Source organism: Rhodococcus pseudokoreensis, assembly GCF_017068395.1.
In the GTDB taxonomy this organism is placed as follows: Bacteria; Actinomycetota; Actinomycetes; order Mycobacteriales; family Mycobacteriaceae; genus Rhodococcus_F; species Rhodococcus_F pseudokoreensis.
In genome coordinates this window covers 4,857,860-4,870,903 of the sequence record NZ_CP070619.1, presented here as the reverse complement: position 1 = coordinate 4,870,903, position 13,044 = coordinate 4,857,860, and the positions used below count along the sequence as shown (strand labels likewise).

Here is a 13,044-nt window from a genome sequence, read left to right as displayed (position 1 = left end):
AATGCGCGATCGCAACAACGATCTGGTCGCCTTGTCGGGCATTCATGGATTCGCCACCGCCAACGACATCGAGTCACTCGCATTCCGCGGCGACCCGGGTTCGCGAGCGACCTCGACGGCATCGATAATCTCCGAGGCACCTGCGACCGCTCAGGTCTTCCTGGGGGGACTGTCGCCGAGATTCGTCGCGCGGTCGACGATCGTCACCAGCCCACGGGTGCCGTCAACTCGAATTCGGTCACCAGAGCGAATAACCTTCGAGCCGCTGCCGGTGTTGATAACACACGGAATACCGAGTTCTCTCGCAACGATGGCGCCGTGGCTCGCAGTGCTGCCGATGTCGATCACGACTGCATCGACGAGAGTGAACAGAGGGGTCCAACTAGGGTTGGTCGTGCGGCATACGAGGATGTCGCCCGCCTCCTCGAAGAGGCCCTCGGTGTCAGCGTCGTTGACGACCCGTGCGCGTCCCTCCACGACGCCGTTGCTGGCACCGATTCCCTCGATTTCCGTGACGTCTACATCGATCGGCGATGTCGACGCCGGCTCGGGTACGCCGTGGAAGGTCATCGGCAACTCGATTGCGGCGTACTCCTTTCGACGCTGTCGACGGAAGGCGATGAGTTCCCTCGCGCGTAGCGGGGGCTCCGCCAGTTCTTCGATACTGAGGAAGAACACATCTTCGGGATCGTCGATGACGCCTCGGCCCCTAAGGTCGTCTCCTACTCGGCGCGCTGCGGCGCGGCAGCCATCGAGCGCGATATGGTAGGTGGCCTTTCCGAGTTCCAGGTTGCGCACCTGAGTGGCGGCCTGGCGAAACAGGATACGCGCCAGGCGCCGCCGCAGTGGCGACAGCCCTGCGAGAAGTTCACGTTCCGCGTCCTCGCGCGCCGCTGCCGCCGCCTGCGCACGAGCGGCCACATCACTCGACTGGCGAGCGGCCACGGAACGGGCGATGGCATGTAACGGTGTCGGGTCTTCCCTCCATGACGATGTCCATACCATCCCCTCATTGGGACCGTAGTAGCCATGTCGCTCGATGAAGGTCGAGAGGTCGAGACTGCCGGACCCGAGCGCCCAGATGTCCTCTGCCAAAGCAGATTCACTGACTTCGCCGAATCCAGCGAATACGGACAACGCGAGGTCGGGCCTTCCCGCCTTCTCGGCCAGCGACACCAGACCGCCCTGAACACCTTGCAGGAAGGTGCGCACCCTGATGTGCATGCTCATGGTCCGCCGGAAACACTGTGCGGCCGCGTGCAAGTCAGAGAGCGGATCGTTGCTTCCGACACCATGCAGTACATTGTCGCGCCACCACGTCAGAATCTCGTGATGAAGCTGCTGAAGCTGCGAGTTGGTCCGCCTGTAAGCCCCGGGGAGCTTCCTGAGCATCGCCGGCGCACGATGGTACGAGCCCTTCTCGTCTGGCATCCCCTCTCTCACTGTGCCGCACACGTCACGCTCGAAGTCGTTGGGAGATGCACCCGGCACCGAGCCCATGAAGTTGCGGACGTAGTCGACATTGAGCGCGTGCCGGCCGTAGAAGACGTACGTCTGCCGCAGGTTGGGATCGGTTGGCAGGTACACGTCACGCTTGTTCATGATTCCGAGGTCGCACCATGCCTGCCGGACGGCGAGTTCAAAGTTGTCCCAGACACTCCAGTCCAGGGCGGCAAGGATGCCCGGAGTCACCTCGCCGGTATTTGCGAGTGTCCAGAATCGGTTCGGCTCGGAGGTGCCGTGCACCGTGTCGAACAGCTCTTCCGTAGCAGAAGTGAGGGCACTCATGCCGGTTTGCCGTCAGGTCCGATGCGATTGGTGAACCCTTCGTTCCACGTGAGCCCGTCTGCAAGGGTCCGCGTGTCACCGTCGAGGCGGGTCTGACCGAGTTGCGCTCGATAATTTGCCCACCGAGACTCCGAGAATTCGGTCATACGTCCCGTATTCGGACCCTCGAACGTGTATGTCTTGTCGTCCACCAGCCACGTCGTCTTCGTCGGCCACGCACCGTCCGCCAGCTCGAAGGTGGGATCGGTCTTACTGGTAGCGGTGACCTCACCCGTGCTCTGCACGACGACTCCCGGGCTGAATCCCTCGCGACCCGAGACCAGGTGGCCCCATTCGAATGACCCATCGTCGAACTTGTTGCAAAACACGTGCCACATGATCTGGAAGTCGTTGAAGTATCCATACTCCTTCCATTCCAGGCCGTGGTTCCAGTAGGCGTTGTCGAACCAGATCGGTCCGGAAACGTGCTTGCCCTGGAACTCGCCCTCCATCCAGAAGCACGTAGAGGTGTACAGCAACGGGCGGTCGAGCGAGGGGATGAAGAATTGCACTCCTCGACCGACGGAAGGACCCTCGAGTGAAAGAATGTCACCTTCGTTGTAGACGAGTCTCTCGCGAGTGAACTCCAATTCCATCGGTTGCTCACCGTTCGGCAGAACGTCTTTCGGCAGACGCTGGAAAACCGGGTCGGACCAGCGGCGTGTCTTTCCCTCGAGAACACGTCGCAACTCGCCACGTGCACTGCGGCCCGAGTCCTTGTGCACGTTGAGTTCGTTTGACGCGTCCCCATGCTGGGTCATCACGAAGCAGCCCGAAGTCAAGGACCCGACGAACTTGCGTTCGGCGCAATAGGTCAGTCCGTCGGCATCTCGGAAGAACCCGTAAAGCCACGTCGCCTGCAGGCCTATCCCGTGCTTCGACGCGAGCAGTTCCATATCCTCCGGGTCCGGATCGAAGGCACCTACGACCGGATGCGCACCGAAGTCTCCGAGTTTGTACGAAGTCATTGCTCTCCCTGATACGAAGTGTGATGTTGAGTATCGAGCTAGATGTGATGCTAGTCACGACGAGACCAAAAGTCTAGCCTCAGATCATCGACGGTCCGACTTATGTTGCGCCTGTCCACCACCGCGCCGCTGAACACGGCTCGGCCCGGATGCGATGCCGCGGCCATCCCAGCGCACTTCCCGTCGAGTATCGGCGGTAAATGCTCGCGCCGAACACTTTTCATGATCCTCGACTATCGAACGATTCCCTCGTGCCATGCGACTCTGGACACCGTCGAGGAGACCGGTGGTCGGGTGTGCACACCAGGCGGCCCACCAGAAATCGAAGATCGGAATCGCGCATTTGGTGGAAATCGCCATGATACGGATATAGGGTTCACGTATCACCTCCCGGTCCGGGAACACCCTTCGCCGGCAGGAGCCGATCAACACCCGAACTGCGACAGGGCACACACGCGCGAACCGCATGTTCGCCACGAACAGACAGGACACACACAGTGACGGCAAGAGCAGAGGCAGTAACCCCCGAATTCGGGGAGTTCGACTTCCATACCGTCGTAGGACCATTCCGGCCACGGGTGGCGACAATGTTGCCGACGTCGACCTATCACGGATTAGGAATGCAGGTCCAATACACCTATGCATACCTCGGCGACGACGATGGCAATTCCTATGTCGTGGAGCGGAAGTACATCGGTTCCATGACCGGCGGACTCTACATAATGTGCGACGAGTTCGGAGCCCTCAGCCTTCGACCGGAGACGAGCCAGAGCGCCAGAGGTGAGCTCCGCCGCTTCAGCTCACCCGAGCTTCGGCGATGGTCGGAACCCGTGTTGCAACGCACGCGTGAAGGGGTTGCGCCGCGCGATGAACGGCCACTGACAGTGGAACTGACAGACACCTCGGTACTGTGGGACGAGGGGGACCTCCTGCATCTCGAGGGTGTGCCAGGCGCTCTGGGCGTGCAGGGATATGCGCCCATGCCGACGGATCCATGGTTCTACTCCGAGTACCCCTGCCGCGTTTCCGGAACGGTGCTCGGCCGGCCGTGCCGCGGAATCATGGTCGTCGAAACGGGCTACTGGAGGCATGGGGTCGAGCCGAAGGAAGCGAAGTTCTTCACAGAACTCGAGCACAGCTTCAACGCGTTCGGGAACCTACTGGATGACGGGACGATGCAATGGGGCACGCTGGTCCGTGGCAGTCGGGGAATGTGTGTGGCGGCCGTGGTCGAGGACCTCGACGGCGTAGGTACCGTCGTGTTGTCGAACAATGAGCTCGACTGCCGCTACCGCATCGAAGAATCCGGCCAGATCCATTACGCACAACAGGAGTCGGCGGGACAGGTATGGGAGTACCGCTCCGATAAGACGGGTCACATGGACGACTTCGAGGCCTCACGCTGGGACGGCTATGGGTCGATGGCCGGAATCACCACGCTCCGGGGTGACCCACGCACGGTCGAGTTCGGATATGGCTGGTTCGAGTACTTCCGCGACCGCATTCCCGCAGACAAGAGGATCACGGATTGAGATGGGCGGACGGGAAGTGAATACACGTCGCCAGGCAATCATCGAGGCCGCACGCGTGACGCTGAGGGAGCGGGGCTTCGAGGGAACGCGGATGGACGACATCGCGGGGCAGGTCGGGATTGCAAGGCCCAACCTGTACCGGTATTTCGCCAACAAAGAGGAGCTCGTTCGCGCGCTCCTCGAGGCCGAAATTCTGGCGGTCAACAATCAGCGCCGGCATCGGATACCCGTGTCCGGTCCTGTCCGTGATCTGATTGTCGAGTCCCTACTGGTCGGCGCCGAACTCACAATGAGAAACGAACTGCTCTCCGTGATCTTTTCGGAAGAACTGGGAGAAGTAGCTGCCCGCCTCGTCGCCGACGACAGCAATCTCATGTCGATGGAAGTCGATTATTGGCAACCCATACTCGACCACGGTCGTCGTCGGGAGGAACTGGATTCCGACATGCCCGACGCCCGGATTCTGCACTGGTTCATGACCAACCATTATGTCTTCGTGACACGGCCGGAGTTGATCGACGGTGACATCCGGGCTTGGATCGAGGACTTCGTCGTCAAACCTGTACTGGCTACGCCAAGGCGTCCCGCCCCCGACAGCCCGGAAATGAGAGTGGACTCATGACATCGACGTTACCGACGTTCGATCCTGTCCGTGGGGCGAGCGACCCGGACCGGTTCTGGTCGACCACCAACACCGCCGAGGCGACACCCCGAATCCTGACGCCACTGTGTTGGAGCGTGTGGGGAGCCGGACTGGAATCCGCGTGGCTCAGGTCGATGGGCGATTTCGGGGTCTTGTCACGACACGAACAGATGATGTCGGCTGACATGAATCAGAGATCGACCGCCGCCATCTACGGACGCCAAGCAGTCAACGTCGATGTTTTGCGGGCGGTCCTGGCTCGGTTGCCCGGGGTCAAGCCCGACGATGTCGAGCGCGATCTGCTGGGGAGTGTCCGGGACGGCCTCGAACCTGAGGCGTCTGCGCCGAGACGTATACCAGTGATCATGACGAAGCTGCCGGTCGCCCTTTTGCGCCTCGAATCACGATTTTCGAAGATGTACCGCGACCAGGCTGGATGGTGGCGGCGCGAGGTGTACATGGGAAGCACCGATTCCGGTGCGGCCGGTCAGCCTATCGAAATGCTGCGCAAGGCATCCCATCGTTTCGGTGAGGCGATGTACATCCATTCCCAGGTTCGATTCCTGATTCCTGCAGCCGAGGGCTCGGTGAACAATGCTGCAGCGAGATCCGGCGTGCCGGACCTCGCTGCACGGGCTCTGCGCGGGTACGGCAACGTTGCCGAGACTCAGATGGCTGACGCGCTATGGGAGGTCGCCAATGGTACGGGAAGTCTCGAATCATTCATCGAGACATATGGATTCCATGGCCCGTATGAAGGCAACGTCTACACACGATCGTGGCGCGAGGATGACGCACCACTTCGCAATCTCATCAAGTCGTATCGGAACCGACCGGAACTGGTCCGGCCAACCGATCGCGAATCACACTCGATCACTGAGCGCATTTCTGCCGAAAAGGAACTGCTGGCGGCATTACCGCCGATACGGCGGCAATCTGTACTGTTCATGCTTCGGCGAGCGGCGGGACTCACGCGAAAGCTCGAACTCACCAAAGCCGCGTATCTCATGGCCTTGGACGGATGCCGCGCTGCGGCTCGAGCTCTTGGATCCGATCTCGTGGCGCGTGGTCGACTCTCCGACTGCGACGACGTCTTCTTCCTGACGATCGACGAGCTCGACGAAGTTCTGAATGATACTTCGAGGGACGTTCGAGGCGTGATCTCGTTCCGCAAGGCAGAACGTCGCAAGTACGAGCAGATCACCCTCCCTGTTGCGTTCACGGGTATGCCGCCGGAGGACACCGGATTCGCCGCGGCCGGTCCTGCAACCCCCACATCACTTATCGGAAAGGCCTCAGGAGGCGGCGTCGTCGCAGGAACCGCTCGCGTTGTGACCGATCTGAATGACGATGTCGACCTCGGAAGTTCCGACATTCTGGTCTGCCGATTCACCGATCCCAGTTGGACGCCGATGATGGCGCTGGCATCTGCGCTGGTGGTGGACATCGGCAGCCAGTCGAGCCACGGGGCAGTCGTGGCACGCGAGCTCGGAATCACCTACGTGATCGGTACCGACATCGGGACGAAAGTGATACACGATGGGGACCACCTGGTCGTCGACGGCGTAACCGGGACGGTCACGGTGGATCGCGCACGTCGGGCGACTGACAGCCCTCGAGCGGGAGATTGAGTTGCACTGAGTCCTCTTGCAACGGTTTCGAGGCGCCGCATCCGGCGGGATGCGGCGCCTCGGTCCGCGAGCGGTGGGCGCAAGAGTCGGATCGCCCAAGAATCGCCCGAGTCAGTGCACCGTGACGGTCCCGGCACCACCGTCGACGGTCAGCAGCATGCCGTCCTTGATTCGCTTTGTCGCCTGTCGGACACCGAGAACGCACGGGATGCCGAGCTCCCGGCTGACAATCGCCGCGTGGCTCATGGAGGATCCGACGTTGACGACGACGGCGGCCGCCGAGGTGAAGATCGGCGTCCAACCTGGATCGGTCAGAGGAGCCACGAGAATTTCACCTGGCTCCAGATCCGGTGCGTCCTCGGGGTCGGTGATGAGGCGCGCAATTCCTGTAGCGACGCCTGCACAGGCGGGCAGTCCCGTCAGAACCTCGCCGGACGTCGCGAGCTCGGCGCTGGGGTCTGTCTTCTTAGGCCATTCGCTGACCGGGGGTACTTTGCCTGCCTCCAACATGAAGGGCGGTTCGAGTTCCGACAACTGATCGAACCATTCCCAGCGTTCGACGATCGTCTCGCGGAAGGACTGGGGATCAGCGACGAGTGCGTCGAGTTCGTCCTCACGGATCATGACGATGTCGTCGGGTCGTGCGAAGACTCCCTGTGCTGCATACCTGCGCCCGAGTTCGGCCATCGGCAGCCGGGCTTCGTGGAGAATCCTGATCGTGTTGGTCTTGCTCTGCTCGCGGGCCGGCGAGTAGACGGCCACCGACCGTAGCGCGGCCTCGAGGTTTGCGAGCTGCTCCGGCTGGTCCGCCAGCTTGTCGCGCATCTGGGAAACGCTGAGTTCGCGCTCTTCTCTGAGTCGCTTGCTCTGTTCGACCGGGTTCTTGTCCTCTCCTTGGAGGCGCATGCGGTCGATCATTCCCAACGGGATGGTCGGGAACGCTTCCCAGGTTCGCGCGTTGGCTTCCCATTCCTGAGTGGAGCGCGAACCGAACTCGTACAGGAACTCGTCGAATGCGGCGACGAATTCTTTCGCGTCCGAGTCGGCTGCGGATCGGAGCCTCTCGTCGAGGGTCGCGATCCCCTGATCGAACAGGGCAGTCAGGTTCGCACTCCCCCGCACCAGGCGGCCCAGTTTCCACATGGCGTGATTGGGGGCGGCCGAGGCGATGTTTCCGAGGCCGGCGGTGAGCCGTACCGCGAGCCCCGGATCGCCGAACGGTGCCACTGCGTCTTCCAGGGCGCCGGTGACGATAGAGCCCTCGTACACCATCCGCAGATGGGTGCGGGTGAAGACCGGGTAATGCTCTCGCATCACTGTGCGCTGGTAGGCGACCAGGTCAGCCTCATTCATCGACGCATAGTCGGGGCGTGCCGCGCGCAGTTTTTCCGCGGCCTTTCGGAATTCCTCGATGTCCGGCCGTTCGGTTTCGCTCATCACCCGCTGGACAGTAGCCAGGATCCGATCGGTGTACTCGGGCTTGTCGTCGTCGGGGTGTGGGATGTAGGGCGGCGCTTCCCGGTCTCCGAGATAGGTGCGGTCCATCAGATCTGCTGTTGCACCAGGCATCCGGGCCCCGAAGGTGCGCATGTTGGAGAGGTTCAAGTACACGTATCCGTGCACCAGCCCTTGGATGTCGATGACATCGCCACGAAACTCGTCGAGGTCGAATGCGCCGAATTCGGCGAGCGCCTGCTGCCACTCACGTTCCGAGGGCGGGCCGCCGATCATGCTCCAGAACAACGGTGTCGCAACGGTAGACGACACTTCGCCGACATTTCCGCGGGTGTACACAGGCCACCGCGTACTCAATTCGTTGTCGACTACCCAGGGCCGCGTGATGTCGCCCATGATTCTCCTTCCGGCGACTCCGAGTGGCGCCGCTCACAGAGAATACTAGTGTAATCAACAATCGGATACTAGATCTATTTACCCGTTCTGTCGGCTCATGTCACCACTGCGCCACATGATCGGCAGGTGGGCGAATCCGGCCTCACCGTCGACCTCGATCGCTGCCAGATTCTCCCGATGACCAGGCTCGATCGGATGCCCGTCGCACAGGACAGCACCGGAGTCGACCAGGTCGTAGACGTCGTATTCGGCTACGGCGCCGCGACGAGCGCCGAAGCCCGAGCCGTCGTTGAAACCGCGGTTGTAGCCGCCGCCCCGACTGGCCCAGGCTTTACGCGGGCGTGGCGTCGCACGCATCGTGAGTTCACTGCCACCCTCCAACGTGAGGCGTAGCAGAGCTTCACTCCAACCGCCGGGCACCTTTGTCACGTTGTGGCCGATCGCCGTAACCGCGAGCGAGGAACCGTCATTCGCATAGATACGCCCGTCGACATATGGGGGCCGGCCGTCGGCATACTCGCGCAGTTGGATCAGCCCGTACCGGGTCGGAGTCGAGAAGTTGCACCAGATCGTCAAGCTACCGACGCGGCGTGACAGTGGCGGCGGCTCGAGTCCTCCGACGTCGACGCGAACACCCCAGGAATGGTCTCGGTCGCCCCACCAGTCCTTGACCTCGATGCGCTGGCCCTCGACCTCCACCCAACCATTCCAGGACCCGACCTGGTCGTAACGGGTCTGCTCTTGAATGAGTCGGTGGCTCGCCATTTCTCGATGCTTGGCCTCGAGATGGGGATGGCGGGCGGTGGTGAACTCGAGTTCGGCCCGTACGGGCTGAGACGGTCCATCGATCGTCAATCGGATTATGCGGAACGGTTCCTCCACATTGATTCTGAAGGGTCCGACCTCGGCGTGATGGACGTGGGCCGCATCCGCGATCACGTCGATCTCTGCGGCCAGGCGCAGATTGTGCTGTCGGGATCCGATCAGCACGTTGACGAAGGCGTCTCGCGTCTCCATATTCGGGTACCGGCCCGTGCCGGCGAAGAACGCGCACGCGCCGTCGGGGTCCAACCCCGAGAACCAGTACCGGTCGAAGAATCGGTGGTCCGGTGTCGCCACCACGGCGAAGGGGTCCGAAGTCTGATGGAACAGGCTCTCGTCGAGTGGAGTCAGCACTTGGTGGCTCCCGACGAGAGCATCGAAGACACGGAAAGCGCTGCTCGCGTCAGGAAACGAGGAGCAAGCAGCAGCCCTGAGATGCCGTAGAGCACTTGCTCGGGCCGCTGCAGGAAGATGCTGCGCATCCGGTAGGCAGAGACGGCCCGCCAGAAGTCCTGCCACACGATGTACCACGCGAGCGCGTCGCCAGAAGGTTCCGCTCCGCCTGCTGCAACATACTCGCGCAGAAACTCCGACCACGATTCGTCGTCGAGCGTGGGTCGCAAGTACGCGAGATCTTCGACCGCAAGTCCGATGTGACTACGTTCCCAGTCGAGCACGCCCGACAGTTCCTCACCCTCTAGGAGGAAGTTGTGCGGCCCGAAGTCGCCGTGCACCAGCACCGGCGCGTCAGTCTGTTCGTGGACCGCGGCTTCGAGCCATTCGAGCACCAGGTGGAATACCGGTGCCCACGCGTCGTCACCGTCAGCCCATAGACCTTCGAGGACGCCCCGTCGTTCGGCGAGCGCCTCCCGACGGTCGTCGACGGACACCAACGGCGGCAGCGGGGCCGAATCGATCGCTTCAACGCCGACCCGGTGCTGGCCGGCGACGGCTCGTGCCACCGATGCCAACACCGTCGCCGACGGTGGTTCGAGCCACCCGTTCGGGTCGCCGGCGGGAACGCCGGCGACGGCAGACGTCGCGATCGCCGGGGCACCCAGTATCTCGGCGTCGTACCACCACGGTTCGGCCACCGGACACCCGCGGTGAAACGCCGACCGCAGGACGTCATATTCGGCGCGAAGGCCGTCTGCCCGACGTCCCGGGGCCACTTTGCGCACGACGAATCGTTCGCGGGATCCGTCGGTGTAGGCCGCCGTCGCCATGACCATCTCTTTGGAGAAGCCACCGGACAGTCGTTTCACGTCCTCGACGGAAGTCACCGTGCGCCCGCCTCGCGGATGGTGATCGAGTGCGGCGCCGAGGTTCGCAACGGTCACGGTCAGTTCCGCGGAGGTGCCGTAGTCGATCGGCACCGGTGCACCGTCCAGTTCGTCGCCGACCGACGGCAGCTCGAGTGCGAGAACCTGATCGACGTTCTGGGGCGATGGAGTTGCGGCACGCCTGCGTCCGAGGTCGTCGTCGAGCTCCGCACGCCTCAGCAGAGCACACCCGACCGTCACCAACTCCGCGACCCGACCCGGGTCGGTGCCGACGAGCGCCAGCTCTGTTTGAAGGACTCGAGCCACCTGTGACGTTACCGAATGTCGCACTCCCGCACCGTAGCACCGAACGGCAATAACATCTAGAGTTAGACTATCGATGCTTCGATTATCCGCTCCTGCCCTCACGAGGTGACCAGTGATTGACGAACGCTCTCTCCATCCTGCGGACGAGACCCTGCTCCACCAGGCGCCGTGGCCCTTCCTGTACGCCGCAACCAGCGATCACCGATTCTTCGATCGCTACTGGTTCGCAGGCGTCGACCCCTCTGGCGGTTTCGGATTCGTCGCAGGGCTCGCCGTCTACAAGAACCTGGGCGTTTGCGACGGCTTCCTCTGTATCCTCGAAGGCGACCGACAGCACAACTCCCGGTTCTCCCGCGCCCTGAGCGATGACGTCCTTACCACGGGGGTGGGTGGGCTCAGAGTGGACGTGGTCGAGCCGTATCGGCAGATCACCGTCCGCCTTGACAACCCTGATACGCCGATTGCCGCGGACCTGACCTTCACCAGCGACCATGCGCCGGCGTGCGAGGCTCATTACGTCGACTCGCGCGGTGGACGGGTCGGCCAGGAGATCACGAGATATCACCAGCCCGGCAATTGGGAGGGCTGGATTCAGTACCCCGACAACAAGGTCACGGTGAACAACTGGTGGGGTACCCGTGACCATTCCTGGGGTGTCCGGCCCGGAGTCGGTGGATTCGATCGCTCGGTCGCGGATCCACAGGCCGCCAAAGCCGCATCCCCAACCGTGCCTGCCGCATCGCTGCTGCACATCGCTCTGGTCGTGGAGCACGGAGATCTTTGGGTGTCGCTCCAGCAGCGTGAGGACGGCGAAGGGAGGATCACTTTCAGCGACATCATCGCCATGACACGGGAGGGTCTGCGCCTGCCGGTCAGCGTTTCGGCATTCGACATCACCTTCCACCCCGGAACCCGGCAGTACGACGAGGTACGGCTGGAACTCGTGATCGGTGACGGGCAGGAACTCACCGTCCGCGCTACACCGTTGATCCATGCCTGGGCGTATGCCGGTACGGGATACGACGGCGGCTACAGGGATGGTCGTGGACTCGGCGCCTGGCGCGGAAACGTCGCCGAATACGACGTCTACTTGCATGCCGATCGCGAGCAGGTCCTCCTCGATGGCCGGCCGACTCCGACTGGACATCGGGAGCAACTCGCAAAGATGACGGTGAACGGAATCGATTCCACCGGCTACTGCGCCGTGATGACGCGAGGGGCGCTGCCGCATCGCGGCCTCGCCGAGTGAACGGCGACCCCGCTACGCCCGGGCGTAGCGGGGTCGAATGGCGTTTCGCCCGATATCAGCTGCGGCCTGCAGTCGTGCGATCCGCGAGCATCTCCGGCCGAGGCGTCTGCCAGGGCATGAGCGAACGCACCCCGACACCGCCGTCCACCGGTAGGACCGCACCGTTGACGTAGCGCCCGGCGCTCGAGCTGAGATACAGCACTGCGTGCGCGATATCCTCTGGCGCCCCTGCCCTCGGAAGAGTGGGCTCCCGCCAGGCATCGGGATCCTCCTCGGCCGGGTCTGCGGCCGCTCCGAGCCCTCCACCGTGATCTACCGCAATTCGACCGACACGGATTGCGTTGCAGCGTATGCCGAGATGCCCATAGCTTCCCGCGATCGCACGGGTCATCGACTCGATCGCTCCCTTCCCGGTGGCGTAGGTGTCGAAGCCTGGCATCGCCTGTGCTGCGGCCATGGACGAGATCATGATGATGCATCCGGCACGCGCACCGACCATGTCGCCCAGCGCTTCACGAGTCGGGAGGTAGCTCGACGTGACGGTTCTTTCCATCAGCGTTGCAAACGCAGTCGGCTGCACCGCACCCAACGGACCATCGACATCGCGCGAGTGCAGAAGATCGGTCGGGCCGGCATTGTTGACGAGAACACTGACCGCGCCGTAGCGAGAGCGGACCTCGCCGAACAGATCGGTGACCGAAGCCTCGTCGCTCACGTCCGCCCTGACGAAGTGGACGTCGCCCACCGTTCCCAGTTGCTCGACCGCATGCTGCCCGCGATCGGAATTGCGTCCGCACACGACGACCCTGGCTCCGGCAGCGAGCAGCACCTTCGCGGTCTCGTACCCGATCCCCGCGGTGCCACCGGTGACAACCGCGACTTCACCATCCATGCGAAAGGGAGCGGTGATCATGACGTTGCCTCCTGGCAGT

The 13,044-nt window shown here is 62.7% G+C and carries 10 protein-coding genes; 4 read left to right on the top strand and 6 right to left on the bottom strand.

Features of this window, described 5'->3' with window-relative positions; all coding sequences use genetic code 11:
- Positions 1-150: 150 nt before the first annotated feature.
- Together JWS13_RS27385 and JWS13_RS27380 are read right to left on the bottom strand one after the other, a co-directional pair.
- A complete protein-coding gene (locus tag JWS13_RS27385) occupies positions 151-1,788 on the bottom strand; it encodes a PEP-utilizing enzyme (RefSeq protein WP_206008459.1) in 1,638 nt (545 codons plus the stop codon).
- Positions 1,785-2,795, bottom strand: a complete 1,011-nt coding sequence (locus JWS13_RS27380; RefSeq protein ID WP_206008458.1) for a hypothetical protein — start codon at positions 2,793-2,795, stop codon at positions 1,785-1,787. The genes JWS13_RS27385 and JWS13_RS27380 overlap by 4 nt, the downstream gene beginning before the upstream one ends.
- 587 nt (positions 2,796-3,382) lie before the next feature.
- Here JWS13_RS27380 and JWS13_RS27375 point away from each other — a divergent pair.
- Genes JWS13_RS27375 through JWS13_RS27365 form a run of 3 tightly spaced genes read left to right on the top strand, consistent with a single transcriptional unit; the run spans position 3,383 to position 6,601 of the window.
- A complete protein-coding gene (locus JWS13_RS27375; RefSeq protein ID WP_206008457.1) occupies positions 3,383-4,327 on the top strand; it encodes a hypothetical protein in 945 nt (314 codons plus the stop codon).
- 1 nt (position 4,328) lies between these two features.
- Complete coding sequence (locus tag JWS13_RS27370) at positions 4,329-4,949, top strand: TetR/AcrR family transcriptional regulator (RefSeq protein ID WP_206008456.1); 621 nt, start codon at positions 4,329-4,331, stop codon at positions 4,947-4,949.
- Positions 4,946-6,601 (top strand): PEP-utilizing enzyme, encoded by a 1,656-nt coding sequence (locus JWS13_RS27365; RefSeq protein ID WP_206008455.1) that lies wholly within the window; start codon positions 4,946-4,948, stop codon positions 6,599-6,601. The genes JWS13_RS27370 and JWS13_RS27365 overlap by 4 nt, the downstream gene beginning before the upstream one ends.
- 111 nt (positions 6,602-6,712) lie before the next feature.
- On the opposite strand, the gene JWS13_RS46100 is transcribed toward JWS13_RS27365, so the two are convergent.
- The 3 genes from JWS13_RS46100 to JWS13_RS27350 form a co-directional block, all read right to left on the bottom strand.
- Positions 6,713-8,452 carry a PEP-utilizing enzyme gene (locus JWS13_RS46100; RefSeq protein ID WP_206008454.1) on the bottom strand — a complete coding sequence of 580 codons (1,740 nt, stop codon included), beginning with the start codon at positions 8,450-8,452 and terminating at the stop codon, positions 6,713-6,715.
- Positions 8,453-8,530: 78 nt separating this feature from the next.
- Entirely contained in the window at positions 8,531-9,628 is a 1,098-nt protein-coding gene (locus JWS13_RS27355) for an Rv3169 family protein (RefSeq protein WP_206008453.1), read from the bottom strand.
- A complete protein-coding gene (locus JWS13_RS27350; protein WP_206008452.1) occupies positions 9,622-10,863 on the bottom strand; it encodes a phosphotransferase family protein in 1,242 nt (413 codons plus the stop codon). The genes JWS13_RS27355 and JWS13_RS27350 overlap by 7 nt, the downstream gene beginning before the upstream one ends.
- A 112-nt stretch (positions 10,864-10,975) precedes the next feature.
- Between JWS13_RS27350 and JWS13_RS27345 the strand changes: the two genes are divergently transcribed.
- The gene (locus tag JWS13_RS27345; RefSeq protein WP_206008451.1) at positions 10,976-12,112 is read left to right on the top strand and encodes an Rv3169 family protein; all 1,137 of its coding nucleotides are present in this window, start codon (positions 10,976-10,978) and stop codon (positions 12,110-12,112) included.
- A gap of 55 nt (positions 12,113-12,167) precedes the next feature.
- Here the strand turns inward: JWS13_RS27345 and JWS13_RS27340 are convergent, their stop codons facing one another.
- Positions 12,168-13,025 (bottom strand): SDR family NAD(P)-dependent oxidoreductase, encoded by an 858-nt coding sequence (locus JWS13_RS27340; RefSeq protein WP_206008450.1) that lies wholly within the window; start codon positions 13,023-13,025, stop codon positions 12,168-12,170.
- Between the last annotated feature and the right edge of the window lie 19 nt (positions 13,026-13,044).